The sequence below is a fragment of the Saliphagus sp. GCM10025317 genome, from assembly GCF_042663665.1.
GTDB lineage: Archaea > Halobacteriota > Halobacteria > Halobacteriales > Natrialbaceae > Natronosalvus.
Genome location: NZ_JBHTAQ010000005.1, coordinates 1044443 through 1069556 on the forward strand (window position 1 = coordinate 1044443; position 25114 = coordinate 1069556).

The window sequence follows — 25114 nt, forward strand, 5'->3', positions numbered from 1 at the left end:
CCCTCGAGACGGAATGCGCGCTGTCTACTCAGCATCGTCTGAGCGTGCTACTCGATACTCGAGTTCGGTTATGCCCCAGTGCTCGAACGGTTCGGGACAAACAGCATTTCGCCTGCACCGGTCCTTATCGCTCGCTCGTCTCGCCTTACGGCTTGACTTCGAACACGAGATTCAGGGGCGTCTCGGCCGCCCGGCGGAACCGGTTGAAACCGCCGTCGGTCACGGCTTCCCGAATACCGGTCTCGCCAGCCTGTGCGCCCAGCACGTGCTCGGCCTCCTGATCGAGTGCACACGGCGTGCAGATCAGCGTCGAGATCGAGTAGGCTGCCCGCCCCATCGGATTGAGGTTGTCCGCCACGCGGTCGTTGGCGAACAGTTCGACGATCATCCACGTACCGTCGTCGGTGAGCGTGTCACGGACGTGTGCCGCCGCACCCACCGGATCCCCCATGTCGTGGAGGGCGTCGAACGTGGCCACGAAGTCGTACCTCGCGCCATTGTACGACTTGGCGGTCGCCACCTCGAAGCTGACGCGGTCGGCGACGCCGGCTTCCGCTGCTCGCTCCCGGGCTTCCGCGATCGAGGGTTCGTGGGGATCGATGCCGACGAACGTCGACTCTGGGTACGCCTCGGCCATCAGAATGGTCGAGGCGCCGTGGCCACAGCCTACGTCGGCGACGCGCCCACCGTCCTGAAGCGTCGTGTCCACCCCCTCGAGCGCGGGAATCCAGCTGTCGACCAGATTGGCCGAGTACTGTGGCCGCCAGGAGTGTTCGATTGCGTGGAAGAGGTCCGCGTCGTGTTCGTGCCACCCCACGCCCTCACCCGTGCGGAACGCCTCGACGAGCTGTGATTCGATTCTGGCCGCCGACAGGGCGACCCGGAAGTTGCCGACCATGAACGCCGGGCTGGTCTCGTCAGCGAGTATCGCGGCCTGTTCGGGGGTGAGGGTGTAGCGGTTCGTCTCCGCATCGTAGGTGACGTACCCTCCGGCAGCCTGTGAGGGGAGCCACTCGCGGACGTACCGTTCCGCGGTGTCTGTTTTCTCGGCCAGTTCGGCCGACGTGAGCGGCCCCTCGTCGGCGAGCGTCTCGTACAGGCCGAGTTCGTCGCCGATGACGACGAGCGGCGCGTGTGCCGTCGCTCCGAAGTCGGTAATCGCCGTCTGTACGTGCTGGTTCAATCGTTCTTCGTCGAGTGTCATGAGTGGTCGTCGTGGTGTCGTCGGCTGGATTGCCGATCGCGTTCGGCCGCCCGATTCTCACATCCCACACTCGAGGCGGCTCGACGGCCGCCTCGGTGTGGGTACAGTCTCACTCGTCGATTCGCATCCGCATGACGTTCCGGGGGTTACGTCGGTCACGGTGTCGTCGCTGATCACGGCGTGAACGACGAACGGATGGTGACACAACGACCTCGGCGACCGTGAACCAACCACCGTGACCAGGCCATACGATAGCGACGGACCTGACCAAACCGCCACCGGACACAGCCATCCCACCGCCGCCATCTATCCCATAGGTTAATGCCACGTTGCAGGTTACCAATAGACACGATGGGCGCACTCGAGGACGTCGCGTTTCTCGCGAACTCGGAGAACCGCGTGGCAGTCTTACGACTCCTCGTCGAGGCACCCAAAAGCCACGACGAGATCCGGGAACGGATCGGTGCATCGCGGGTAACGACCGCGCGCATTCTCCGGGAGTTCGAAGCGCGCAACTGGATCGCACGCTCGGGACAGGAGTGTACGGTGACACCGACCGGTGAATGGGTGTGTGACGAGTTCACTCGCTTGGTGGGAGAAATGGAGGCCGAACGTCGTCTCCGCGAACCGCTGCAGTGGCTACCGTCCGACCTCGTGACGTTCGACGTCCGACGCCTTCGCGATGCCGAACTCATCGTTCTCGAGGAGAGTGACGCGACCGCCATCGTTCGACGGATACTCGAATTTCGCCGCTCTAGCGACCGGATTCGAGGCGTTACACGCACGGTCGCCCCGGAGTTCATCGAAAACGACTGGAAATCGACCGTCCACGGGGACACCCGCCTCGAGATGGTGATCACACCGGACGTCCTCGATGCCATCCGGACCCATCCGACCTCCGCGAAGCAGTTGCGCGAGATGCTCGAGGAAACGGACGTCCACGCTTCCGTCTTCGACGACGTTCCGATCTCAGTCGGGATCGTCGACGGCGCGGTTGGAATCGACCTCACTGACGAGCAGGGCGTCGTCAAAGGAGGGTTCGTCACCGAAGACGAGGCCGTCTACGAGTGGGCAGTCGACCTCTTCGAAACGTGCCGTGACGAAGCGACCACAGTGGATCCTGACGAGGTCGGGCCAGACCACTCGGTCGGCGTCAACTCTGCTCAGTCTCGAGAACGAGACGGGCCCGCATTGTAGCCGTCTTGCCAGGGTCGTCCTCGAATCTTGCCGTCTCGCCGTGAGGACCTCGACCCATTCGCGCGTGTCGGAACCACTCGGGTCCTCTTCGAAAACGTTCTATCCAGCGCTGGCGCTGGGTGGCTCACCTGCTACCTGTAGACTCGACGAATTCCGTGGTGGCATCGCTCCACCGGCGTCGCGGAATTCATCGAGGGCGAACGCTCGATGCGTCTCAGTCGTTAGCCTCCGCGTTCTGGTCAATGGGTGTCTCGAGGCGACCGCGGTACCTGGTTACTGGGGGGTGACGATTCGACGGTACCGCGAGGCCCCGTTCGGTTCCGTCACAGGGTTCGTGCGTGGAGCAAGAACCCGAGGGTAAACACCACCGGAACGACGACGAGCCACCCGAAGAGGTACAGGAAGAGTACGTTCAGAAGCACTAACCCACTGTACGAAATTTCTCGCTTCCCGAGTGTATTCAGTGTACTGTACGCGAGCTGGGTCCGTCCGAGCACCACCATGAAGCAGATACTCGAATGCGAGTATGATAACCTTTCTGGCTATTCGGGTTCCCGAGACTGTACGATATCTTGATATACGACCGCTCGTTTCCGGCCAGGACTGGCAAATATACCGCTTTCGATACCCTCTTTGGGCTTCCAGAACGACCGCAAGCATGACCCACGACATCGCCGTCGTCCCTGGCGACGGCATCGGCCAGGAAGTGACACCGGCGGCGCTCGAGGTACTCGAGGCGCTGGACATCGACTTCTCGTTTCGAGAGGCGGCGGCGGGCGACGCCGTGAAGGCCGAAACCGGCGAGGCGCTTCCCCAGGAGACCTACGATCTCGTCGCCTCGAGCGACGCGACGCTCTTCGGTGCCGCGGGCGAAACTGCTGCGGACGTGATTCTTCCACTTCGCGAGGCCGTCGACTCGTTCGTCAACGTGCGTCCCGCCAGGGCCTACCCCGGCGTCGACGCGGTTCGGCCGGAGACGAACCTCGTCTTTCTCCGGGAGAACACCGAGGGGGTCTACTCGGGCCACGAAACCCGGCTGAGCGACGACCTCTCGACGCTGACGCGCGTGGTGACCGACTCGGCCTCGCGACGACTGGCTGAGTTCGCCTGCGAGTTCGTCGAAGACCGCGGCCTCGACGAATTCGCGGTCGTTCACAAGGCCAACGTCATGCGCGAAACTGACGGTCGGTTTCGCGATGCGGTCGTTGACGTGGCCGACGCGGAGGGCATGGAGACACAGGAGGTGCTGATGGACGCCTTCGCCACCCACGTCTGTCTCGACCCGACGCAGTTCGACGTGGTCGTCTGCCCGAACCTCGCGGGCGACGTGCTCTCGGACCTCGCGGCGGGGCTCGTCGGCGGTCTCGGCTTGCTCCCGAGCGCGAACGTCGGACCCGACCGGGCGCTCTTCGAACCGGTCCACGGCACCGCTCCCGACATCGCTGGCCAGGGCGTCGCCAACCCTTCCGCCGCCATTCTCTCGGCGGCGATGCTACTCGAGTACCTCGGCCACGAGGACGAGGGTACGGCCGTCCAGGAGGCGGTCGAAGGCGTGCTCGAGGACGGCCCGCGGACGGGCGACCTGGGTGGCGACGCCTCGACGGACGAAGTGACGGCGGCGATCGTCGATCGTCTGTAAGTGGCTGACTTCTTTTGATCGATCGTGATCGATTTCGGACGAATTTCACGTCGGCACACGATCTTCGACTGACGTAGAAGTGGTTCACGGGTTGAAACGGTTACGAGCGCCCGTACTGACCGTATTATTCGACCGAAAATTGGCACTACGTTCGGCGATTATCGCAGACTTTGCTCGATAGTGCTCCCGCTGCAGCTATTATGCGACCTTATCTACGTTGAATTCGCACCGAAGTGATCGAACGTGATCGATATTGCGTAAGATTTATCACCACGTTCAGGAATGTGTGATGGTATGCCAGGGAAACGGCACACACGGAGGAAGGTCATGAAGACGACGGGGGCGCTCGGTGCCACTAGCATCGTGGGCCTCACGGGTTGTCTCGGCGACGATTCGGACGGGAACGGGGGCGACGGTGAAACGGCGGACGAGATCACGTTCTACAACGCGGGGAGCCTCGAGTTCGACGAGGGGACCAGAGACAACATCGAACGCTTCCAGGAGGAAACCGGTATTACCGTCGACGTCAACGAGGTTCCCTGGGCGAACCTGAAGACCAGTCTGACGACCATCTTCAACAGCGAGAGCCCGAAGGTCGACGCGTTCAACGGACCGACGTGGTGGCTCGCGGACTTCGTCAACGCCGGGTGGCTCGAGCCGATCGACGTCGACGACGACCACATGGGTAACTTCCCCGACAGCCTCGCCGACCTCGTCACGTTCGATGGCGATCCGTACATGGCGCCCGAGTTCGGGAAGTGGGGATCGTTCCTCTACGACAAGGACGTCGTGGAGACGCCGCCGGACACCTGGGACGACGTACTGGAGATGGGGCCGGAACTCTCGGACGGGGACCGCGCCGGATTCGGCTTCACGTGGGCGGATAAATCCGTATTCACGTTCAAACAGCTGATCTATCAGGCTGGTGGGTCCCTGTTCAACGACGACAACGAACCGGTCTTTGCCGGCGAGGAGGGCCAGCAGGCCATGGAGTTCATCACACAACTCCGTGGCGAGGGCATTATTCCCGACGGCATCTCGAGCATGGGCGAAGGGCCGGTCGGTGACGCCTTCATCGCTGGCGAGTTCGCGACAGTCGAATCGTGGACGCCGCTCGGCTCCCGCGCAATCGAGGAGTGGGGCGAAGACCGCATCGGAAGCGCGAAACCGCCCGAAGGACCCGGTGGACGTGCCACGTTCCAGGACACGAACGGAATCAGTATCTCGGCGTTCTCGGAGAACAAAGCGGCTGCCCAGCGGTTCGCGGAATTCATGACGAACCGCGAGTCGTGCAAGAACAACATGCTCGTCGAAGGTAACCCGTGCGTCGTCCCCGACGTCTACGAAGACGACGAGATCCAGGACGCCTACCCCTCCTGGTTGCTCGAGGACATGAAGTACAACCTCGAGCACGCCAAGAGCGAGACGTACCTTCAGCAACCGCAGGTTGACGACTACATCGACGAGCAAATCACGCCAGCGCTGCTCGGCGAGAAGGATCCGCAGACCGCACTGGAGGACGCACAGGAAAACATCACCCGACTCTATCAGGACATCGGCATTCTGTGAAGAGCACCTGAGCACTATCTCCGCTAGAAGTTACTATCATGGAAACGCCAGAGAAGTCGTTACGACGAACGCTCGACCGGCTGTTCATCCCGCTAACGGTCGGGCCGACGCTGATCTGGATCGCCGCAATCATCGTCTACCCGACCGCGAGGCTCTTCTGGTCGAGTCTGTTCTGGGAAAACCCGCTCACGCAAGAGTCGGAGTTCGTGGGATTGCGAAACTTCAAACGGCTGTTGCTCGAATCGGGCGGCACGCTCGGCGTCCTGAACCCGGACTTCGTCGCGTTTACCAGGAACACCGTCATCTACGTGGGCTTCAGCGTCACGTTCTCGTTCCTTCTCGGACTCGGGATCGCGCTCCTGCTCAACAAGGACCTCAAGGGCCGGGGATGGATCCGGACCGCCGTGATCGTCCCCTGGATCCTCCCGTACGTGATGAGCGGGCTCATGTGGCGCTGGATGTTCGAATCAAAAAACGGCGCGATTAACGGTCTGCTCGTCCAGTCGGGCGTGCTCTCGGAGAAGATCGCGTTCCTCTCGGACGGAACGCTCGCGATGATGGCGCTGATCATCGCGGACATCTGGGTCTTCACGCCCTTCATCGTGATCATCCTGCTCGCGGGGCTCCAGAACGTCCCCGAGCAGCTGTACGACGCGGCCGAAGTGGACGGCGCGAGCCGCTGGTCGCGATTCCGGAACGTCACGTATCCGTTCTTGAAACCGTCGATCATGGTCGCGTTGACGATTCGGATCATCTTCGACATCAGGGCACTCGATCTGGTCTGGGTGATGACGAAGGGTGGTCCCGGGAAGTCCACCGAGGTGTGGGCGTCCTGGCTCTACCGCACGTCCATGGAGTTCCAGCGGACTGGCGAGGGAGCCGCCCTGGGTGTCGTCATGCTCGCGGTCACGTTCGCCATCGTGGCGATCCTCTACTCGGTCTTCGGAGGGACTCCTTACAACTCATGAGTACGAAAGATTCACGTCTCAACAGAGTCGCCGAACGCGCCGGCCTCGTCACGGACGACGTGTGGCCGAGCGTCGTCAGAGAACGGTTGCTCGCCTACGGGCTACTGCTCCTGTACGTGATCGTGATCTGGTTCCCGATCTACTACATCTTCATCACGAGCCTGAAGACCCAGAGCGAGGTGCTGACGATTCCGATCACGTTCTTTCCGCAGGAGCCGACGGTACAGAACTACGTCGACATCTTCCGGAACCGGCCGTTCGAAGCGTATACGATCAACAGTCTGATCGTCGCGACGACGACGACCGTCATCTGCGTCACGCTCGGAACGTTGACCGGCTACACGTTCTCCCGGTACGACTTCCTGGGGAACAAGGCGCTGTTGCTCTCGATCGTCGGCGCGCGGATGATTCCGCCGATTGCGCTGATCGTCCCGTTCTTCCAGATCATGTCGAACCCGCCGCTCATCGGCGGATTGACCGGGAACCTCACCGACACGCGCGTCGCGCTCATCCTGACGTACACGTTCTTCAACCTCCCGTTCGCAGTCTGGATCATGAAGAACTACTTCGACGGGGTGCCGGAGTCGCTCGACGAACAGGCGATGGTCGACGGTTGTTCGACCTGGGAGGCGTTCGTGAAAGTGATCCTTCCCGTTGCCAAGCCCGGCATCGCGGCGACGGCGATTCTCGCGTTCATCTTCTCGTGGAACGAGTTCATCTTCGCGCTGGTACTCACGCGGAGCCAGACCTCGCAGACGCTCCCGATCGCCGTCTCCCTGTTCGTCGCCGACGACTTCATCGACTGGGCGCACCTCGCCGCTGGCGGCATGATCGCCGCGTTGCCCGGCATCCTGTTCGGGCTGTTCTTCCAGCGGTACATCGTCAGCGGGCTCACGCAGGGGGCGGTAAAAGAATGAATTCGAAACCGATGCACCTACGACACACGATCACCGGCGGTGGTATAGATGGCTGAAGTACGACTCGAGGACCTCGTCAAGCGGTTCGACGACATCGTCGCCGTCGACGGCGTCTCCCTCGAAATCCCCGACGAGAGCTTTACCGTCCTGGTGGGGCCCTCCGGCTGTGGCAAGACGACGACGCTACGGCTGATCGCCGGTCTCGAGCGAGCGAGCGAGGGAACGATCGAGATCGGTGACGAGGTCGTCAACGACCGTCGCGCGTACGAGCGCGACATCGCCATGGTGTTCCAGAACTACGCGCTCTATCCCCACAAGACAGTGCGCGGGAACATGCGATTCGGGCTGGAACAGCACGGCGTCGAGGAGGAGACGATCGACGAGCGCGTCCAGGAGACGGCGAATCTGCTTCAGATCGACGACCTGCTGGACCGCAAACCGGCGGAGCTCTCTGGCGGCCAGCAACAGCGCGTCGCCCTCGGCCGAGCGATCGTTCGCAAACCGGACGTCTTCCTGATGGACGAACCGCTCTCGAACCTCGATGCGAAGCTTCGCGTCCAGATGCGCGCGGAGTTGAACAAACTCCACGACACGCTCTCGACGACGACGGTGTACGTCACCCACGACCAGGTCGAAGCGATGACCCTCGGCGACCAGATCGCCGTCATGGACGGTGGCCAGATCCAGCAGGTCGGCCCGCCGACGTTCGTCTACTCCAACCCGCGGAACCTGTTCGTTGCGGACTTCCTTGGATCGCCGAGCATGAACTTCCTCGAGGGAACGGTCCACCGGAGCGAGGACGGCCTCGCGCTCGACCTCGGCCCCTTCCAGCACAGCGTGCCCGACGAGTATCAGTGGGCGCTCGAGGAGTCGATCGGTGACGAGGTCGTTCTCGGCGTCCGTCCCGAGGACGTGACGTTACGTCCCGACGGATTGCCAGCGACTGTCAACGTCGTCGAACCGCAGGGTGAGAAGACCGTCCTCGAACTCGGACTGGGCGACGGCAAAACGATGAAAGCGTCGGTCGAACCGGGCGGCCCGATAGAGGTCGACGATCGCGTCAGCGTCGAATTCGACCGCCGTTCGCTCCACTACTTCGACTCCGAATCCGGCGAGTCGCTCACGTTCGATTCCGAGACCAGACCCACGACGGAAGGTGGAGAGCAACTCGCGTGACGTCGATCGACACGGCTTCGGTAGCGGAGTTCGCCCCGCTGGCACTCGGCGTCGCGCTCGTCTTGGTCGCGACGTACAACTACCTGCAAGGGATCTACGGCGGCGCGATCGTATCGAGCGTCGGTGCCATCGTCACGTTCGTCCTCGCGATCCTCTCGAGCCGTCAAAGATGAGCAGAAACGAGCGAAAACACATAAGGTCCGGGCCGGAGAACACTCAACCAACGAGTACCGTTACCCCCGCCCGAATCATGCTGCCCAAACAACGGAAACGCGAAATCGTCAACGTCGTCTCCCAGGAGAACGGACAGACCGTTACCGAACTCGCCGAGGAACTCGGCGTCTCCGAGGCGACGATCCGTCGCGACCTGCAGGACCTCGAGTCCGACGGGCTGATCGAACGCTCTCACGGAGGCGCGCTTCCGATCACCAGCGTCGCCGAGGAACGTTCTTACAGCCAAAAACAGGTGCAGAACCTGGAGGCGAAACGCGCCATCGGGCGGCGTGCGGCCGAGGAGGTCCTCGAGGGGCAGGTCGTCTTCTTCGATTCCGGCACGACGACCATGGAAGTCGCGAAAGCCACGCCCGACGTCGCGTTTATCGCCGCGACGAACTCGCCGCTCATCGCGATGGAACTGGGCGAACACGGCGACGTGAAGCTGACCGGCGGCACGCTTCGCGAGCAGACCTGGGCGCTCGTCGGGCCCACCGGCGAGGAATTCCTCGAGCGGACGAACTTCGACGTCGTCTTCCTCGGAACGAACGCTATCCACCCCGAGTCGGGGCTGACGACGCCGAACGAGGACGAAGCGCGAATGAAGTCGTTGATGGTCGAGAAGGCCCAGCGGGTCGTCCTCGTCTCCGACGGGTCGAAACTCGGTCGGCGGAGTTTCGTCCACTTCGCTGACTACGCCTCGATCGACGCGTTCGTGACCGATGCGGTCCTCACCGACGCCCAGCGCGAGCCGTTCGAGGCCGCGGGCGTCGACGTCGTCGACGGGGTGGTCGAGTGATCCTCACCGTGACTCTCAATCCGGCCGTGGATCACACCATCACTGTCGAGGGAAAACTCGATTCCGACGCCGTCAAGCGTGCGAGTATGTCTCAGTACGATCCCGGCGGGAAGGGGATCAACGTCTCGAAGTACCTCTACGGACTCGGCATCGAGACGCTGGCGACCGGACTCACGGGCGGCTTTCTGGGGACGTACATCGAGGAGCAACTCGTCCGACAGAAAGTGCCGAACGATTTCGTCGAGATGGGCGGCTGTACCCGTCTCAACACGACGATTCTCACGGACGAGGAGGAGTACAAGATCAACCAATCGGGACACAACGTCAAGAAAGAAACCGTCCGCGAGGTCGTCGCGAAGGTCCGCGAGCACGACCCCGAGATGGTCGTCGTCGCGGGGAGCCTTCCACCGAACCTGGGCCCGGCGACGATCGATCGAATCGCTCGAGCGGGACCGTGGCAGACCGTCGTGGACGTCCAGGGCGACCTGCTGAAGGGACTTCGAAGCGAGTACTTCGTCTGTAAACCCAACCGCCGCGAACTCGGCACGGCGACGGGAATGCCCGTCCACACCGTCGAGGAGTGCGTGGAAGCGGCACAGGCGCTCCGCGACGAGGGATTCGAACACGTCGTTGCATCGCTGGGCGACGACGGCGCGCTGCTGGCCTCACCGGACGGGATCTATCGGGCAGAATCCCAGGACACCGACGTCGTCGACACCGTGGGCGCGGGCGACGCGCTGCTGGCGGGCGTCCTCTCGACGTTCGTCCGCGGGCAGTCCGGCACCGCCGCCCTCCGCATGGGCGTGACCGTCGCCGCGGAGGTCGTTTCGGTCCCGGGGACGACCGTCCCCGAGATGTCTGGTCTGCGCTCGGACTCGACCGACGTCCCGCTCTTTACAAGGTGATCCGCGCCGGAGGCGCACACGAACATGACCGTCACGACCGCCCTCTCAGACCATCTCGAGTCGGTTCGACGGAACGTCATGACCGGCGTGAGCTTCATGATCCCGTTCGTCACCATCGGCGGCGTCTTCTTCGCAGCGGCTCACATCGCCGGAGGAGCGGGGGCGCTCGAGCGACCGGGCACGCTCGCGTGGTTTCTCGCCGAGATCGGTCGTGCGGGGCTCGCGTTCGCGGTGCCGGTACTCGGCGCGTACGTGGCTTACGGAATCGCCGATCGACCAGCGCTCGCGCCGGGTTTCGTCCTGGCCGCACTCGTCCAGCAGGGTGCGGTCGTCGAGCAGGCGGGCCGTATCGTCGGAATCGAGACCGGCCAGGCGGGGGCGGGCTATCTGGGGGCGCTCGGGGTCGGACTGCTCGTCGGCGTCGTCGTCGCCGCCCTCGCTCGCCTCGACGTCCCGAAGGCCGTCGAACCGCTCGTCCCGGTTCTCCTGCTTCCCGTCCTGGTAACCTGTGTACTCGCGCCGGTCGTGCTCTTTTTGCTCGCGCCACCGCTCGCGCTCGCGATGGAGCGACTTACGGCCCTCGCCCGCGACGCGGCCGGTCTCGAAGCGCTCGCGCTGGGGGCCGTTCTGGGCGCGATGATGGCGATCGACAGCGGTGGCCCCGTCAACAAGATCGCGTACGTATTCGGCGTGACGCTGATTCCCGAGCAGATTTACGCGCCGATGGCGGCGGTGATGATCGCTGGCATGGTGCCGCCGCTCGGACTCGCGCTGTCCAACGTCGTCGCCCCGCAGAAGTATCCGTGGGGGCGCTACGAACGCGCTAGACCCGCGCTGGCGATGGGGCTGTCGTTCGTCACCGAGGGGGTGATCCCCTACGCGACCGACGACCCCGCCCGGGTCGTCCCTAGCACCGTGCTCGGAAGCGCGACCGCGGCCGCGACGGCGGTGTGGCTCGGCGTGGCGATGCCCGCGCCCCACGGCGGGGTTCTCGTCGTGCTTTTGGCCAATAGATGGCTCCAGTTCCTGGCGTGTCTCGCCGTCGGAACGGTCGTGACGGCCGTGGTCGTCACGGCCCTCAAACCCGACTACGAGGCCGTTTCGAGTGCGGCGAGATCGAGAGACAGGGGAAGAGTGACTGATTAAACCCCTCCCGGGTATACTACACGCATGGACGACATCGACGCCGTACTCACACCGGAGCTCATCGCGCTCCAGGAGCCACCCCCGGACGCGTACGGCTGCATCGAGTACCTGCTCGACCGCGCCGTCGAGGCCGGCCGCGTGACGGACCGCGACGTCGCACTCGAGGCCGTCCTCGCCCGCGAGGCCGAGACGAGCCCTGCAGTGGGAAAGGGCGTCGGCCTGTTCCACGCCAGGACCGAGGTCGTCAGGCGGGCGACGGTCGCGTTCACCCGCTCGAGCGAGGGGGTCCCTCTCGGCGATGCGGACGCCGAACCGGCGACGCTCCTGTTCATGCTGCTCGCTCCCACCGACGAGAGCGGGGCCGATGACCACCTCGCGACGCTCAGTTCGCTCTCGCGTGCGCTCGTACACGACGAGGTGCGCGAGCGCCTTCACGACGCCGAGTCGCCCGCGGAGGTCCGAAACGCGCTCACGGAGGTGATCACCTGATGGAACGGATCGTCACCGTGGCGCCCGAGGACGGACTCCACGCCCGCCCGGCCACGGCGTTCGTCCGGACCGCGAACGGGTTCGACGCCGACGTACGGGTCGGGCCGGCGAACGGCGACCTCGTCGAGGCGGAGAGCGTCCTCGCGGTGACGAGCCTCGGCGTTCCGAGCGGCCAGGCGGTTCGAATCGTCGCGGAGGGGGCCGACGCCGAGGCTGCCCTTGACGCCCTCCAGTCGGTGCTCTCGACGCCCGAAGCGAAGCGTTCGACCTGAACCCTGAGACTCCAACCATGCCCGAAGACGACCACCGCCGAACGATCGACGGGACGGGCGTTGCTCCCCTCGTCGGCGTCGGGACCGCGGTGTGGGCCCGTTCCGGTTCCGCCGCCGACCTCGAGGCACCGCCGGAGCCGGCGACGGTCGACCCGGCGGTGGAACGAGATCGGTTCGACGACGCCAGAGCGCGCGCTCGCGAGGAACTCGAGCGCGAACGCGAGCGAACGGCCGAACGGATTGGCGAGGCGGAAGCGGCGGTCTTCGACGCCCACCGGCAGTTCCTCGACGATCCGCAGATCACGGACGCCGTCGCGGACGCCATCGCGGATCGACTGCCCGCCGAACACGCGGTCCGTCGAGCGTTCGAGGGTCCGATCGACCAGTTCCAGGAGACGGACGGCGCAGTGGCCGAGCGGGCCGACGACCTCCGGGACGTTCGCGATCGATTGCTTCGGGTACTCGCTGACGACGATCGCGTCGACCTCGGTGCGTTGCTAGACGGGGCAGTGGTGCTCGCTCGACGACTCACGCCCAGCGACGCCGCACGGCTGGACCCCGACCGAGTGGCTGGATTCGCGACCGTCGAAGGCGGACGAACCGCTCATTCGGCGATATTCGCCCGATCGATCGGCATACCCGCCGTCGTCGACGTGGGCGAGGAACTGCGGTCGATCGAGGCCGGTGCGAACGTCCTCGTCGACGGCGACGCCGGATCGGTGACCGTCGATCCGACGGCCGAACAGCGAGCGCGCGCCGAGGGGGGAGGGGGCGTCGAGATTCGCGCGGCGCCGGTATCTACGGCCGACGGGGAACCGATCGCGGTCGACGCCAACGTCTGCACGCTCTCGGGCCTCGAGGCGGCGATCAACCGTGGCGCGGATGGAATCGGGCTCTTTCGAACCGAGTTCCTCTTTCTGGACCGACCGACGCCGCCGAACGAGGACGAACAGGTCGAGACCTACGCGGAGGTACTCGACGCGTTTCCCGAGGGCCGCGTCGTCGTCCGAACCCTCGACGCCGGGGGCGACAAACCGATTTTGTCCCCCGACCGCCCCGGTGCGGAGCACTCGTTCCTCGGCGAGCGCGGGATTCGTCGGTCACTCGGCCCGGACGCCGAACGATTCGAAACGCAACTGCGGGCCCTGCTCCGGGCGGAGGCCATCGGCGAGGGCTCGCTGTCGGTGTTGTTCCCGATGGTGTCGACGATCGGGGAACTCGAGGCGGCGATCGCGGCGGTCGAATCGGCGGCCGGGGCGCTCGCCGAGGAGGGCGTCGACTACGCGATGCCCGAACTGGGCGCGATGGTCGAGACGCCGAGTGCGGCGTTGCTCGCCGAGGCGTTCGCCGAACGCGTCGAGTTTCTCAGCATCGGGACTAACGACCTCACCCAGTACGTTATGGCCGCTGCTCGGGAGAACGATCGAGTCGCCCACCTCCACGATCCCTGCGAACCGGCGGTACTTCGGATCGTCGAGCGTGCGGTCCGGGCGGGTCACTCGGGTGGCGCTCGAATCGGGATGTGCGGCGAGATGGCCGCCGATCCGGAACTGACCGAACTCCTGATCGGACTCGGCCTCGACGAACTCAGCGTCACTCCCCTCTCGATTCCCGAGGTGAAGGCGAGCGTCACCGACGTCGACACGGACGAGGCCAGGTCGTTCGTCGAACGCGCGCTCGAGGCGACCACGAAACCTACGGTTCGTGACTACGTAGCGGACCGCTAGCCCATGAAGTTCGTCGCAGTCACCGCGTGCCCGACGGGGATCGCACACAGTCACATGGCCGCCGAGAACCTCGAGCGGGTCGCCGAGGCGAGCGGCCACGAGATCGACGTCGAGGTCCAGGGGGCCATGGGCACGGAGAACGAACTCTCGGGCGAGTTGATCGGGGCGGCCGACGCCGTCATCATCGCCGCCGCCACGTCGGTCGAACGCGACCGGTTCGACGGGAAACCGCTCGTGGCCGCGCCGGTGAGAGACGCGGTCGACGACGCTGAAGGGCTTCTCGGACGGGCGGTCGAGGTAGCGAAGAACGACGGAACCACGGGGGCCGACGACAGGCGCTCGGAACCCCCTCGTCCCGACCAGGGAGCCATCGAGAGGGGCGTTTCCGCGGGTCGAGACGACGAACGAGCGAACGGGTTGCTCGCCCGACTGAAGCGGTTCTTCTCGTAGTGCCGATCCGTCCGGCTAGGGCCGTTCCTCGAGTCCGTACCCCGCCGAGACGGCCTGCTCAAGGATCTCTTCGACGAACGGTTCCTTTCGGTCGGTGTACGCTGCCCGTTCATCTGAATAACGCCCCGCGAGCCGTCGCTTGAGCGTCTCGTACGCCTCGGCCGTGGATGGGTTCTCGCACAAAAAGTCCCGGAAGACCACCTGCTCGCGGTGACAGTCGCTCCCCCACGGCGCAACCGCCAGGTAGTGCGTCCGGTCGGTCTCCGTCCCCTTCGCGAAGAAGACGCGGTCGGGAACGCCGTCGTTCGGTCGCCGTTCGTATCCGAGGCGCTCGAGCGCCGGTTGCAGACCGGAAACGGTCTCCAAGTCCGCGACCAGGACGAGCAGATCCAGAATCGGCTTCGCGGCGAGTCCGCGGACGGCCGTCGAACCGACGTGCTCGTACCCGAGGACGCGGTCGTCGACCCCGTCACGTTCGAACGCCTGCTCGAGTCGCTCGAGTTCGGCCGCGGCCGCGTCGAGCCACCCCGGGTGGTGTGACACGAGGGCGACGGTCCCGCGTGCGAGGCCGAGTGGTGGACTGTCGTTCGGGGGGCAGTCGTTCGGGGGACTGGACTCCGGCATTCGTGCGAATCAGGCAATCTCGAGGTCGTCCCGATCCGCCCCCGCCAGTTCACAGAGGGCGGCGGCCTCGAGCAGGTGCAGTTCGCCGGGGATCACGAGCAGGTGGAGCGGGTCGCCGAACTCCCGCTCGGCGAGGTCGGTCATCGTCCCGGCCTCGATCAGGGGGTCGGGGCTGCCGGCTCGAGCGACGACGACGCCCACCAGGTCGGGGTACTTCTCGGCGAGCAACTCGGCGGCGACCTCGGCGGTCATGTACTCGCCGCGCTCGGCTTTGATGTCGAGGTAGACGACCGTGTGCAGGTTCGCCTCGCGGTTCGCCTCGATGGTCTCGGTGACGCTCGCTGGCAACCCGTCGGCGCCGTGGGCGTAGGGGAACGGGAGGGTCGTCGCCTTCCCGAACCGGTAGTTCTGGAGCCCGGTGAGCGAACTGGTTGCGGTCTGGGCGGTGATGCCGTGGATCACGCGGGTCTCGATTCCGCGTTCGTGAGCACGCAATCGGAGGTCGACGTGCGTGGTCGAGATCATGGTGTCCCCGGCCGTGAGGAAGACGACGTCTTCGGTCTCGGCGGCCTCGAGGATGTCGTCCGGATGTTGTTCGACCCCTGCCCGGTCACGGACCTCGACGTCGATGCCGTGGTGGTTCTCGAGCGACTCGACGGTAGTCCCGACGAGCTGGCTGGTGTAGAACTCGGCGTAGGAACGGTCGGCGTTCCGGAGGGCGTCCCGGCCCTCGACGGTGATCGACCGCTCGTCGTAGAGGCCGAGTCCGACGAACGTGAGCATACCGGGTCTTTTGGCGGCGGGTGGAATACGCTTTCGAGTCACGCCCGTTCTCGAGCGCTACAGCCATGCGTATCGAGCGGTGAGTCGACCGCTGAAACGGTCCGAACTACTAAGGTACGACCAGGAGATTTCGAATGTAGTTACTAGTATGGTCGAGATGGACGTGCAATTTCTGGGCGGTGTCGCTGTAACGGTCTTTCTGGCGCTATTGTTTTTCGCGGTCGTCGTCCTCTGGGACCTCTCGCTCGCCCTCCGTAGCGTCGGTGACAAAGTCGACAAACTCGAGGACACGCTGGACGATGGGTTGACCGACGTCGGGCACAACCTCGAGGGATTTTCCCACGGTTCCGGCGGTGGGACCCAGCTGCATCTGAGTAGCGGGACGATCAGTTCGGGGCGGACGCAGGGTCCGGCCCAGCAGGGACAGCAGCCTCACCAGCCCCAGCAGCCTCAGCAGGCGCCACACCAGACACCGGCGGGCCAGGCGCACGCACAACCCCAGCCCGCACACGAGGACCAGGCCGAACAGGCAGGACCGACGTCCGAGGTCGAACAGGCTCGAGCGGACGACTCTGCGGTGGACGACTCCGCGGCGATTGACGAGACGACGGACGACGAAACGGCTACCCAGTCGCCCGGACCCGAGGATGACGATGTAGGCGAGTCGAACGACGACGGTGCCAAGTCGTTCGAGTCGGAAGGCGAGGATAACGAGCAGAAGGATGCCGCGAGCGATGCCGACGGCGACGACGAACTCGACGACACCGAGGACGCGCAATCCGAATCCGACGACGCACTGCTCGCACGCAACCGCGGGAGGTTCATCACGTCCCCGGATCGAACGGCGTGGTACGCTACCCCGCTCGACCGGGATACGATCGCCGACGCCAGGTACCCCCAGATCGCCGGCGAACTCGAGAGCGCCCCGGAACCGGACGTCGAGGGCTCGAGTTCAGACAGCGAGGATGACGACTCGGGTTCGGACGACGGCGACGAGCAGAGGGCAACGGACGAAGGAGATGACGACGCGGAGACAGCGAACGATGACGAATCCACCGTCTACGCCGCCCCGCCAGCGAATAGTCCCGACTTTCCCGAAGCCGTCCGACAGTCGACGATGGACGGCTCCGACGGGGCCGGACTCGAGGCGTCCTCTGATGCCAACGGCGACGTCGAACCCGACCACCTCGACACGGCGACCGCCAGCGATTCTGACCCGACTCCAGAAACCGACGCCGATAGAGGCGAATTCACCTTCTCGGAAGGGGTCGCTGCAGATGCCGACGCCGTGGCCGAGACTGAACGAGACCCGTCCCTCGAGACGCCCGCTCCTCGAGAATCGGGCGATCTGGACGAAGCGAGCGACGACGGGAGTGTCGAGGTTGTGGATGATGGACCAGAGGACCTGGACGAATTGAACGGCGCGGACGAACCGGACGAAACAGACGATTCGGACGCACCGGACGACGCGGCCGCTGCATTCGATCCGTTCGATCCCGCCGACCACGTCGACACCGCCGAGGACGACATCGAGGAGATTCCGGTCGACCGCGCACTCGAGACGCTCAACGAGGAGAAACCGGACCTCTCGCTGAGCAGTCACGGCTTCGAGGTGTCCGCCGAGGAGACCGACGACGGGGCCGTGTTGACCTACACGTTCGACCCCAAAACGGTGTCCATCACGGGGTCGACGAAGCGCTTGCTCACCTATCAGCTCCAGAGCTTCGCGGACCAGGAGTCGACGCCGGACGGCGACGTGACGATCGACGGCCAGCAGATCGTCATCGACGTGCCGGACGCCGACGGCGCGGCAGTCCAGCGCTGGGGACAGGGGGCCGTCAGCATCATCGACCGAACGCTCTACCTGTCGGACAACGGCAACTGAGCGTTTTTTCTTTATTGCTCTCGAGTCGTTCCCTCGCTATCGCTCCCGCTCTATCACTCTCGAGTCGCGCCTTCGGTCGTCGCCCGCGAGACGAGAACTCGTCCCTCGACGCCCGTCCCCTCGAGTGCGTCCCTCGCCGCGGCGACGGCCTCGTCGGCGTGTCGGTCGTCGGTGACGCCGTAGACGGTCGGTCCCCAGGACGATTGTCCGACGCCGGTGACGACCGGACTCGAGGCCAGTGCGTCGACGAGTTCGCCCGCGGGCGGGCGAAAGACGCCGCCCTGGACGTCGGCGTACCAGGCACCGTTCTTGTGGCCGATGGTCGAGATCGCCTCGCCAAAGGCCTCGAGTCGGCCTTCCGCGGCCGCTGGGAGCAGTTTTCGCGTGAGGACGCCGGCGATGTCGTCGGCGATTCCCGGATCGGCGTGTTCGATGACCGAGCGGAGGCTGGCGTCCTCGTCCTCGCCGCAACGGCCGGGTTCGACGTCCGGGACGACGACCAGAAACCGCCAGGAGTCGGGGAGGTCGTGTCTGGCGACGACGGGCGGAACCGTCCAGTCGCCCTCGGCCGGCGGCTCGGTGGTGAACCGGCCCGTCGGGTGGCCCGCGTCGACGACGAACCCGCCGTCCTCGAACGTCGCGACGCCAATCCCGCTCCGCCCGGCCCGTCCGAGCGCCGGTGCCAGGTCGCGAATCGACGGCTCGAGGTCGTACGCTCCCGCCGTCGCTGCCAGGACGGCGAGGGCGAGTTGCGTCCCGCTCCCAAACCCGACGTGTCGCGGGAGCCGTTCCTCGAGGGCGAGGCGAACACCGGGAACGGCTAATCGCTCGACCGCCCGCCGGGCGTACTGCTCCGCGAGCGGGTCCTCGACGTGGACGGAATCCGCTGGTTCAGCCGCTACCGTCACGCGGGGCTCCTCGAGGCCGACTCCGATCCCGCCGTAGAGGCGTTCTCGGGCCAGCGAGAGGTTCTGGAATCCGAAGTGCAGGCGGGCACCCGCGCTGACGGTCACGCTCGACATTGCTGGCCCTATGAAACGCGCGGAAAAGGGGGTTGCGACGGTGGCAACGGTCGCCGATGATCCGCCTCCGTCGTTCCGAATCCATGACTGCGGTCTCGAGGGACGAATCACCTCGATTTTTGTCCTCGAAACGACAGTCCGGTGCATGGTCAGCGCCTCGGTCGTCGTGCCCGCGAAAGCCGAAGGAGTCCGACTCGAGGCGACGCTCGACTCGCTGTCAGCCCAGCGTTTCGACGGCGACCTCGAGGTGGTCGTCGTCGCGAACGGGGCGGAGACGATTGCCGTCGCTCGCGGGCACGCCGTCGTCGACCGCGTACTTCGCGACGAGTTCGGGAGCCGATCCGAGGAGTCCAGGAATGGGGCCGAAAAGACGGCCCCAGGGCCGGCCCACGCACGAAACCGCGGTGCGAGACGAGCGACCGGCGACGTGCTCTGTTTCACCGACGCAGACACCGTCGTTCCGCCGACGTGGGTACGCGACCACTGCCGTCACTACTCGGTAGCGACGAAATCCACCGTAGTGGGCGTCGGCGGACCGCTCGAGCCGCTCGAGCCCGGCCTTCGCCACCGTGTCTGCTTTCGGCTCCTCTCGGACTGGTGGTATCGACTCAGTTGGCCGCTTGGATTCGTCCAGCAGCCTGGGCCCAACTGTAGCGTGCGTCGGACGGCCTTCGAACGGGTAGGCGGCTTCGACGAGTCGCTCCCGTTTCTCGAGGACACAGATCTCTCCCTGCGCCTCCGTCGAGAGGGCGAGGTAGTCTACGACCGGGAGTGTGCGGTCAGGACGTCCGTCCGCCGACAGGAGCGGGAGGGGTACGGGCGTCTCTTCCTGACCTACGCTCGCGGTTATCTGGCGTATCTGCTACCCGGTCGGTCACCGTCAGCGACGTACTTCTAGCGCATGGCTCGTACTCTCGAGAGCGCGGAACGCTGACGTCGACCGTCTTGACCATCGGGTTGAGAAACGAAGGCCGGAACCCGTACCAACGGCAACGGGAATTCGAAGTGGTTCGAGTCCGGACACTCTCGACCATTACTCCCGTCACTCCCCGTTATGCTCGTCACTCTCGTCGAAGGTACAAAACAGGTCTGACGAGCGATCGATCGAGTCGCACGGATCGACTCTGAAGCGGAGGTCCGGTTCGAACGGGTGGCCGAATTCGAGACCGACGACGGCGCAGTTTCCGTCGACTTCGTCCGCGACGTCGACGGACTGCCACTTGCCCGCCGCTCGTGCTTCGACGGTGAACGACTTCGCCTCGGCCGACCATCGACACTCGACGCTCTCGTGACTGGCGAGCACGTACCCGTCTCCTCGTTCGGCCGCGTCGAGTTCTATCTCTGTTGTCAGAATCTCTGAATCCCCATCCAGGACGCGGGCCTCGAGCTGTTTCGGTTCCTCGGCGTGATTTATGCCGACGACCCCGGCCAGTTCGACGGTGTAATCGAAAACGGAAAGACAGCCGCTGAAGCCTGCTACCGCACCCGCTGCGGTTGCCGAGAGATATCGCCGACGCTTCATACGCCACAATATGGTCAGAATTATAAAACAATATCGAAACATCGCAGACGACGCGGTCGACAGTACCGGGATCGATTCGTTCTATCCGCAGCGAGTGGCGCGAGTGCCGTTCGAGGGCGCCGACTCAGAGGAACCGGAACGTCTCGAGGTTCTTCGGCGCGAACGTCCGCATGTTGAACTCGTGGTAGAGCGCCGAGGAGAGGTCCTGGACGGAGCGTTCGTCGCCGTGGACGCAGAGGACCTTCTCGGGCCGGGGGTTCATCGTCCGAACGAAGTTCTCGAGGCCGGCGCGGTCGGCGTGGCCGGAGAAGCCGTCGACCGTTTCGACGTCCATGTTGAGTTTGAGGGTGCCGCGACCGTTCCCGTTGCCGTTTCGGCCCCTGCTTCCCACTTCGCTCGTCGGAATCTCGTCCCAGCCGTTCTGGATGCGTCGGCCAAGCGTTCCCTGGGCCTGGTAGCCGACGAAGACGAGCGTCGAGTCGGGATCGGGACCGACGTGGGAGAGCCAGGACATGATCGGGCCGCCGGTGACCATCCCGGACGTCGAGAGGATGATGCAGGGACCGCCGTCGGCGACGTCCTGGCGTTCGTCTTCGCCGCCGTCGATGTGGTTGAACTCGTCGGCGAGGAACGGGTTCTCGTCCTCGTGGAAGATCCGATCCCGGAGGTCGTCGCGTAGGTACTCCGGATAGGTGGTGTGGATCGCCGTCGCCTCCCAGATCATCCCGTCCAGGTGGACCGGCATCGAAGGAATGTCGCCCTCGCGCATGGCCTCCTCGATGACGAGCATGATCTCCTGGGAGCGACCGACCGCGAACGCCGGGATGAGCACCTTGCCGCCGCGTTCGGCCGTCTCCCTGATCACCTTCTTGAGTTTCTCCTCGGAGTCGGCCTGGTCGGTCTGGTAGTCGTTTCGCCCGCCGTAGGTCGACTCGAGGACGAGCGTCTCCACGCGCGGGAAGTCGTTGGTCGCGCCGTTGAACAGGCGCGTGTCCTTGTAGTGGATGTCGCCGGAGAACGCGACGTTGTAGAGGCCGTCGCCGATGTGGAAGTGCGAGACGGCGGAGCCGAGAATGTGGCCCGCATTGTGGAAGGTGAGTTTGACGTCCGGCGCGATGTCCGTGACGTCGCCGTACTCGAGCGGAATCGTGTGCTTGATCGCCTCGCGGACCTGTTCGGACTCGTACGGTGGGGTTCGCCCCTCCTTGGCCGCAACGTCGAGGTAATCGAGTTGCAGGAGGCCCATGAGGTCGCGGCTCGGCTCAGTGCAGTAGATCGGACCGTCGTAGCCGTACTTGAACAGGAGCGGGAGCAGGGCGGAGTGGTCGAGGTGAGCGTGGGTGAGCACCACGGCGTCGATCGTCTGAGCGCCCGCACCGAGCGCTTCGGGGACGTGGAGATACGGCACCTCGCCTTCGGCGCCGGGTTTGTCGCCACAGTCGATCAGGATCCGGGTTTCGGGCGTCGAGAGAATGAACGAGGCGCGTCCAACCTCTCGACAGCACCCGAGAGTCGTGATGCGGACCCACTCGTCGTCGGACATCTCCTCGCGGTGGATTTGTCGACCGACGCGCTCTAAGATGTCCCGACGGTCGCTTCGCTCCTGTTTGAGGAAGTTGCGAACGTTCGAGACGGTCGAGGATTCGATCGGCGGTGTGCGGACGACTTCGGGCGTCCAGCCGACCTGTTTCGTGATCTCTCGAAGCGTCGAGCCGTGGCGACCGATCACCATACCGGGCTTGCCGGCCTCGATGACCACCTCGCCCGTGTCGGCGTGGAAGTCCAGATCCGTCACGCCCGCCTCCTCCGGGATCACGTCCATGATCTTCGCTCGAGCGGTGTCGGGCGGGGAGAGGACGTCCGGGTCGGGTCGGATCGTGATGCGCTTGCGAAGCTTGCTCGCGAGCTTTCGCACGAGGTCGCCCTGACGGGCGAATTTCTTCGGATCGCGCGTGTAGACCACCAGTTCGGGGCCTTCGTATTTCACCGAGGAGACCGAGATGTCGTTCGGTAACTCGCTCGTGATCTCTGCTTTCAAATCGTCGAGTTGCTGCTCTACAGTACTCATAGTCGCCAGAGGTGGCTTGCGTGAACTCGTCGCCGGGCAGGTGCCGTCACGGCGAGGACACGGGACCAGATGCGGGTGACCGGTCGATCGCTGTCTACCCACACGAATCGACGAGGCCGGTTCGAAGCCGTCGGGTGAACTGACCTCGTCGATTCCGGTTCAGGTTCGGGTACGAATGGTCCACCGTATCGGATCATCGTCTCGAGTGTCCGGTGTCGTGCTGTGACGAGCACGCTCCCAGGTCGGTTAGCCTGGTTCGTGCGGGAAGATTCCAGGAAGAACCCGCTTATCGGAGCCTATCCGGTGCGTAGTATAAAAGTCTTCGCAACCCGGGCGGTTCGACCCGTCGCCCCGACCGCCCGAACACCCACGACACTCGAGTCCGTAGGGTCGGTATGGACACGCTGACGTTGACACCGGAGCGCGTCGTCGCCGAGCGCGACTGGGTACGGGATCGCGCGGAGACCGTCGTCTCGCTCATCAACGCCGTTCGAGACGATTTTAGCGACCTCTTCGACACCGATGTCGAGCCCGTCACCGAGGCGCAGTACCTCGAGGCAGTCGACGACGTCTTCGCCGACGGCGACCTCGCGGTCAACGTTGCCGGCATGATCGCCGTCCTCAGGGAACTCGACGTCGAGGGCGACTACCCGGGATTCGTTCTCGACGAAATCGTCGGCCGAGAACTCGCGGGCGCGATCGCCGGAACACAACCGCTCCGGACACTCGGGGAGGCCACGTTCCACTACGCGGACGTCCACCACCACGGTGGCGACGAAAATGCGGGCGTCGACGACCTCGAGGCGGCGCTCGCGGCCGGCTTTCAGGAGCGACTACCGGGTTGGCCGTGGGTGGAGCGCGAGAGTCCGTTCAGCGTGCGATAGACGCGTATCGCTACGCTCGGTCTACGACGATAAACGCGTTCAGAACGCTATCAGGACGAGTTTTCGGACGAGTTCTCTTGTTGGTCCTGCTGATCTTGCTGACCCTGTTGACCTTGCTGTACCTGCTGGCTCTGCACCTCTGCGAACCGACCGCCAGGCAAGAGCGCGCTGACGGCATCGTCCTCGAGCGTGGCGACGAGCGGGCCGTCGTCGCCCTCGAGCAGGATCAGCCCGTACTCGCCGATGCTGCCGGCGACGGAGAGCCCCTCGGCGTCTGCGACGTACGATTCGAACTCGGTGACGGCTTCGATCGTGAGTTCCAGCTGTCGTTGTTGCAACTGGGCCTGGGCTTCCTGCTGGCTGATCTCGTCGTCCTGTATCTTCGTCCCGAGTTCCTGCCGGAGGGCGGCGAGTTCGGCCTGCCCCTCCTCGCTCGGTTCGACGACCGCGGCGATGCCGTCTTCTGGGTCGATCGTCGGCTCCTTGTTCGAGTACTCGGTGTCGTTCGAGTCGCCGGTGTCGTTCGTCTCGTTGCCGTCCGCCGGTGAGTCGTCCTGGGAGCGAAGCTGACTGCAACCGGCCAGCGAGGCGAGACCGGCTACGCCGGTCGCCTGGAGGACCCGTCGTCGATTGGGGGCAGCATCCATCGTGCCTTAGTTTCGAGGCCTGGCCGCCAATAAGCCTTGGCTATCGCGAGACGGAGCCCCGTTCCGGGCGGTTTTTACTCGTTCGAGTCCTGGATCGACACGTGCGCTCTCCCCCTCGAAAGCACCTGTCCGAGCCACCGACCTCGCCATGACGACCGACAGCGACCCCCACTCCGTGACGCGACGATCCCCCGTCACCAGCCTCGAGTCTCCCTCCCTCGCGACCGCTCGAGACGCCGTCCAGCGGGGCCTCGAGGACGACGCCCTCGTGACCGTCTTCGGGCGCTGTACGGTCGACTACGAGGGCCGGGCGGCCAGCCGACTCGAGGCCGGCGATCGTCACGTCATGCTCAAGCCCGATGGCGCCGCACTCGTTCATACCGCGGAGGGCCAGCAGCCGATCAACTGGCAGCCGCCGGGTTGTGAGCACGCCGTCCAGGTCGTAGACGACGCGCTCGTCCTCCACAGTACGCGCTCGACGCCCGCGGAGGAACTCGTCGTCACCGTCGAGGACGTCCTCCAGGTGTCGACGTTCGCGATGTCCGACCCCGACTCCGTCGCCGTGATCGGCACCGAGGCCGACCTCCGTGATCGCATCCTCGAGGATCCCGCCCTGCTCGAGCCCGGATTCACGCCGCTGGCGACCGAGCGCGAGACGCCCGCCGGGGCCGTGGACATCTACGGGGAAGACGACGCGGGACGCACGGTGGTCGTCGAACTCAAGCGGCGGCGCGTCGGCCCGGACGCCGTCGGACAGCTCCGCCGGTACGTCGACGCCCTCTCTCGCGACCTCCACACCGAGGCCGAGTTGCGGGGGATACTCGTCGCGCCCTCGGTAACCGGTCGGGCAGGGCGGCTCCTCGAGCAACACGGCCTCGAGTTCGTCGCGCTCGAGCCGACGGCGGACTGATTCGGTTACACCGATAGCGAATACCAGGTCACTGTTGCAACCCAGTCCCCAGAGACGGTTTTGTGTGAAAGACTTGCTCAGTAGCCCACTCGTCCGTC

The 25114-nt window shown here is 65.0% G+C and carries 25 protein-coding genes; 18 read left to right on the forward strand and 7 right to left on the reverse strand.

All coding sequences use genetic code 11. The features are described from left to right. Positions 1 to 145: 145 nt before the first annotated feature. The gene (locus ACFQS4_RS07185) at positions 146 to 1204 is read right to left on the reverse strand and encodes a class I SAM-dependent methyltransferase (protein WP_497902959.1); all 1059 of its coding nucleotides are present in this window, start codon (positions 1202 to 1204) and stop codon (positions 146 to 148) included. Positions 1205 to 1555: 351 nt separating this feature from the next. Here ACFQS4_RS07185 and ACFQS4_RS07190 point away from each other — a divergent pair, with 351 nt between their 5' ends. The 14 genes from ACFQS4_RS07190 (at position 1556) to ACFQS4_RS07255 (ending at position 14671) form a co-directional block, all read left to right on the forward strand. Continuing rightward, positions 1556 to 2401, forward strand: coding sequence for a helix-turn-helix transcriptional regulator (locus ACFQS4_RS07190; protein WP_497902960.1), 846 nt, complete (start codon positions 1556 to 1558; stop codon positions 2399 to 2401). Between the two features lie 658 nt (positions 2402 to 3059). Continuing rightward, positions 3060 to 4040, forward strand: a complete 981-nt coding sequence (locus ACFQS4_RS07195; protein ID WP_497902961.1) for an isocitrate/isopropylmalate dehydrogenase family protein — start codon at positions 3060 to 3062, stop codon at positions 4038 to 4040. A gap of 294 nt (positions 4041 to 4334) precedes the next feature. Further along, entirely contained in the window at positions 4335 to 5609 is a 1275-nt protein-coding gene (locus tag ACFQS4_RS07200; RefSeq protein WP_497902962.1) for a sugar ABC transporter substrate-binding protein, read from the forward strand. Positions 5610 to 5647: 38 nt separating this feature from the next. Then, positions 5648 to 6577, forward strand: coding sequence for a carbohydrate ABC transporter permease (locus tag ACFQS4_RS07205; RefSeq protein WP_497902963.1), 930 nt, complete (start codon positions 5648 to 5650; stop codon positions 6575 to 6577). Next, complete coding sequence (locus tag ACFQS4_RS07210; RefSeq protein WP_497902964.1) at positions 6574 to 7494, forward strand: carbohydrate ABC transporter permease; 921 nt, start codon at positions 6574 to 6576, stop codon at positions 7492 to 7494. Before ACFQS4_RS07205 ends, ACFQS4_RS07210 begins: the two co-directional genes overlap by 4 nt. A 48-nt stretch (positions 7495 to 7542) precedes the next feature. Continuing rightward, positions 7543 to 8670 (forward strand): ABC transporter ATP-binding protein, encoded by a 1128-nt coding sequence (locus tag ACFQS4_RS07215; protein WP_497902965.1) that lies wholly within the window; start codon positions 7543 to 7545, stop codon positions 8668 to 8670. Beyond that, positions 8667 to 8843 (forward strand): hypothetical protein, encoded by a 177-nt coding sequence (locus ACFQS4_RS07220; protein ID WP_497902966.1) that lies wholly within the window; start codon positions 8667 to 8669, stop codon positions 8841 to 8843. The genes ACFQS4_RS07215 and ACFQS4_RS07220 overlap by 4 nt, the downstream gene beginning before the upstream one ends. Positions 8844 to 8920: 77 nt before the next feature. Beyond that, positions 8921 to 9682 carry an HTH-type transcriptional regulator GlpR gene (glpR, locus tag ACFQS4_RS07225; RefSeq protein WP_497902967.1) on the forward strand — a complete coding sequence of 254 codons (762 nt, stop codon included), beginning with the start codon at positions 8921 to 8923 and terminating at the stop codon, positions 9680 to 9682. Further along, entirely contained in the window at positions 9679 to 10587 is a 909-nt protein-coding gene (gene pfkB, locus ACFQS4_RS07230; RefSeq protein WP_497902968.1) for a 1-phosphofructokinase, read from the forward strand. The genes glpR and pfkB overlap by 4 nt, the downstream gene beginning before the upstream one ends. Positions 10588 to 10611: 24 nt before the next feature. Next, positions 10612 to 11733 carry a fructose-specific PTS transporter subunit EIIC gene (locus ACFQS4_RS07235; RefSeq protein WP_497902969.1) on the forward strand — a complete coding sequence of 374 codons (1122 nt, stop codon included), beginning with the start codon at positions 10612 to 10614 and terminating at the stop codon, positions 11731 to 11733. Positions 11734 to 11757: 24 nt separating this feature from the next. Then, a complete protein-coding gene (locus ACFQS4_RS07240; RefSeq protein WP_497902970.1) occupies positions 11758 to 12222 on the forward strand; it encodes a PTS sugar transporter subunit IIA in 465 nt (154 codons plus the stop codon). Beyond that, positions 12222 to 12494: an HPr family phosphocarrier protein gene (locus ACFQS4_RS07245; protein WP_497902971.1), complete on the forward strand. Its 273-nt coding sequence runs from the start codon at positions 12222 to 12224 to the stop codon at positions 12492 to 12494. Before ACFQS4_RS07240 ends, ACFQS4_RS07245 begins: the two co-directional genes overlap by 1 nt. Positions 12495 to 12511: 17 nt before the next feature. Continuing rightward, complete coding sequence (gene ptsP, locus ACFQS4_RS07250) at positions 12512 to 14221, forward strand: phosphoenolpyruvate--protein phosphotransferase (RefSeq protein WP_497902972.1); 1710 nt, start codon at positions 12512 to 12514, stop codon at positions 14219 to 14221. A 3-nt stretch (positions 14222 to 14224) separates the two neighbouring features. Continuing rightward, the gene (locus ACFQS4_RS07255; protein ID WP_497902973.1) at positions 14225 to 14671 is read left to right on the forward strand and encodes a PTS fructose transporter subunit IIB; all 447 of its coding nucleotides are present in this window, start codon (positions 14225 to 14227) and stop codon (positions 14669 to 14671) included. A gap of 15 nt (positions 14672 to 14686) precedes the next feature. On the opposite strand, the gene ACFQS4_RS07260 is transcribed toward ACFQS4_RS07255, so the two are convergent. Together ACFQS4_RS07260 and dph5 are read right to left on the reverse strand one after the other, a co-directional pair. After that, the gene (locus ACFQS4_RS07260; RefSeq protein WP_497902974.1) at positions 14687 to 15295 is read right to left on the reverse strand and encodes a GrpB family protein; all 609 of its coding nucleotides are present in this window, start codon (positions 15293 to 15295) and stop codon (positions 14687 to 14689) included. 9 nt (positions 15296 to 15304) lie between these two features. Next, positions 15305 to 16078, reverse strand: a complete 774-nt coding sequence (gene dph5 / locus ACFQS4_RS07265) for a diphthine synthase (protein ID WP_497902975.1) — start codon at positions 16076 to 16078, stop codon at positions 15305 to 15307. Positions 16079 to 16226: 148 nt separating this feature from the next. Here dph5 and ACFQS4_RS07270 point away from each other — a divergent pair, with 148 nt between their 5' ends. Beyond that, on the forward strand, positions 16227 to 17963 hold the full coding sequence (locus ACFQS4_RS07270; protein WP_497902976.1) for a hypothetical protein: 1737 nt from the start codon (positions 16227 to 16229) through the stop codon (positions 17961 to 17963). A gap of 53 nt (positions 17964 to 18016) precedes the next feature. Here ACFQS4_RS07270 and ACFQS4_RS07275 read toward each other — a convergent pair whose 3' ends face one another. Beyond that, positions 18017 to 18985: a beta-ribofuranosylaminobenzene 5'-phosphate synthase family protein gene (locus ACFQS4_RS07275; RefSeq protein ID WP_497902977.1), complete on the reverse strand. Its 969-nt coding sequence runs from the start codon at positions 18983 to 18985 to the stop codon at positions 18017 to 18019. A 145-nt stretch (positions 18986 to 19130) separates the two neighbouring features. Between ACFQS4_RS07275 and ACFQS4_RS07280 the strand changes: the two genes are divergently transcribed. Next, positions 19131 to 19883, forward strand: coding sequence for a glycosyltransferase family 2 protein (locus tag ACFQS4_RS07280; RefSeq protein ID WP_497902978.1), 753 nt, complete (start codon positions 19131 to 19133; stop codon positions 19881 to 19883). 144 nt (positions 19884 to 20027) lie between these two features. Here ACFQS4_RS07280 and ACFQS4_RS07285 read toward each other — a convergent pair whose 3' ends face one another. Next, entirely contained in the window at positions 20028 to 20507 is a 480-nt protein-coding gene (locus tag ACFQS4_RS07285; RefSeq protein ID WP_497902979.1) for a DUF8130 domain-containing protein, read from the reverse strand. A 124-nt stretch (positions 20508 to 20631) separates the two neighbouring features. After that, complete coding sequence (locus ACFQS4_RS07290) at positions 20632 to 22575, reverse strand: beta-CASP ribonuclease aCPSF1 (protein WP_497902980.1); 1944 nt, start codon at positions 22573 to 22575, stop codon at positions 20632 to 20634. A 404-nt stretch (positions 22576 to 22979) separates the two neighbouring features. On the opposite strand from ACFQS4_RS07290, the gene ACFQS4_RS07295 reads away from it, so the two are divergent. Then, positions 22980 to 23459, forward strand: a complete 480-nt coding sequence (locus tag ACFQS4_RS07295; protein WP_497903164.1) for a DUF7984 family protein — start codon at positions 22980 to 22982, stop codon at positions 23457 to 23459. 50 nt (positions 23460 to 23509) lie between these two features. Here ACFQS4_RS07295 and ACFQS4_RS07300 read toward each other — a convergent pair whose 3' ends face one another. Beyond that, positions 23510 to 24106 (reverse strand): hypothetical protein, encoded by a 597-nt coding sequence (locus tag ACFQS4_RS07300; protein ID WP_497902981.1) that lies wholly within the window; start codon positions 24104 to 24106, stop codon positions 23510 to 23512. A 148-nt stretch (positions 24107 to 24254) separates the two neighbouring features. On the opposite strand from ACFQS4_RS07300, the gene nucS reads away from it, so the two are divergent. Further along, positions 24255 to 25016 carry an endonuclease NucS gene (nucS, locus tag ACFQS4_RS07305; RefSeq protein WP_497902982.1) on the forward strand — a complete coding sequence of 254 codons (762 nt, stop codon included), beginning with the start codon at positions 24255 to 24257 and terminating at the stop codon, positions 25014 to 25016. Positions 25017 to 25114 lie beyond the last annotated feature (98 nt).

Coding starts and splice junctions, on each gene's coding strand:
- ACFQS4_RS07215 (WP_497902965.1), top strand. CDS start 7,543: ATGGCTGAAGTACGACTCGAGGACCTCGTCAAGCGGTTCGACGACATC.
- ACFQS4_RS07190 (WP_497902960.1), top strand. CDS start 1,556: ATGGGCGCACTCGAGGACGTCGCGTTTCTCGCGAACTCGGAGAACCGC.
- ACFQS4_RS07280 (WP_497902978.1), top strand. CDS start 19,131: ATGGTCAGCGCCTCGGTCGTCGTGCCCGCGAAAGCCGAAGGAGTCCGA.
- ACFQS4_RS07240 (WP_497902970.1), top strand. CDS start 11,758: ATGGACGACATCGACGCCGTACTCACACCGGAGCTCATCGCGCTCCAG.
- ACFQS4_RS07205 (WP_497902963.1), top strand. CDS start 5,648: ATGGAAACGCCAGAGAAGTCGTTACGACGAACGCTCGACCGGCTGTTC.
- ACFQS4_RS07285 (WP_497902979.1), bottom strand. CDS start 20,507: ATGAAGCGTCGGCGATATCTCTCGGCAACCGCAGCGGGTGCGGTAGCA.
- ptsP (WP_497902972.1), top strand. CDS start 12,512: ATGCCCGAAGACGACCACCGCCGAACGATCGACGGGACGGGCGTTGCT.
- ACFQS4_RS07245 (WP_497902971.1), top strand. CDS start 12,222: ATGGAACGGATCGTCACCGTGGCGCCCGAGGACGGACTCCACGCCCGC.
- ACFQS4_RS07195 (WP_497902961.1), top strand. CDS start 3,060: ATGACCCACGACATCGCCGTCGTCCCTGGCGACGGCATCGGCCAGGAA.
- ACFQS4_RS07255 (WP_497902973.1), top strand. CDS start 14,225: ATGAAGTTCGTCGCAGTCACCGCGTGCCCGACGGGGATCGCACACAGT.
- ACFQS4_RS07235 (WP_497902969.1), top strand. CDS start 10,612: ATGACCGTCACGACCGCCCTCTCAGACCATCTCGAGTCGGTTCGACGG.
- ACFQS4_RS07185 (WP_497902959.1), bottom strand. CDS start 1,204: ATGACACTCGACGAAGAACGATTGAACCAGCACGTACAGACGGCGATT.
- ACFQS4_RS07270 (WP_497902976.1), top strand. CDS start 16,227: ATGGTCGAGATGGACGTGCAATTTCTGGGCGGTGTCGCTGTAACGGTC.
- ACFQS4_RS07300 (WP_497902981.1), bottom strand. CDS start 24,106: ATGGATGCTGCCCCCAATCGACGACGGGTCCTCCAGGCGACCGGCGTA.
- ACFQS4_RS07275 (WP_497902977.1), bottom strand. CDS start 18,985: ATGTCGAGCGTGACCGTCAGCGCGGGTGCCCGCCTGCACTTCGGATTC.
- ACFQS4_RS07260 (WP_497902974.1), bottom strand. CDS start 15,295: ATGCCGGAGTCCAGTCCCCCGAACGACTGCCCCCCGAACGACAGTCCA.
- dph5 (WP_497902975.1), bottom strand. CDS start 16,078: ATGCTCACGTTCGTCGGACTCGGCCTCTACGACGAGCGGTCGATCACC.
- ACFQS4_RS07200 (WP_497902962.1), top strand. CDS start 4,335: ATGCCAGGGAAACGGCACACACGGAGGAAGGTCATGAAGACGACGGGG.
- ACFQS4_RS07210 (WP_497902964.1), top strand. CDS start 6,574: ATGAGTACGAAAGATTCACGTCTCAACAGAGTCGCCGAACGCGCCGGC.
- ACFQS4_RS07290 (WP_497902980.1), bottom strand. CDS start 22,575: ATGAGTACTGTAGAGCAGCAACTCGACGATTTGAAAGCAGAGATCACG.
- nucS (WP_497902982.1), top strand. CDS start 24,255: ATGACGACCGACAGCGACCCCCACTCCGTGACGCGACGATCCCCCGTC.
- glpR (WP_497902967.1), top strand. CDS start 8,921: ATGCTGCCCAAACAACGGAAACGCGAAATCGTCAACGTCGTCTCCCAG.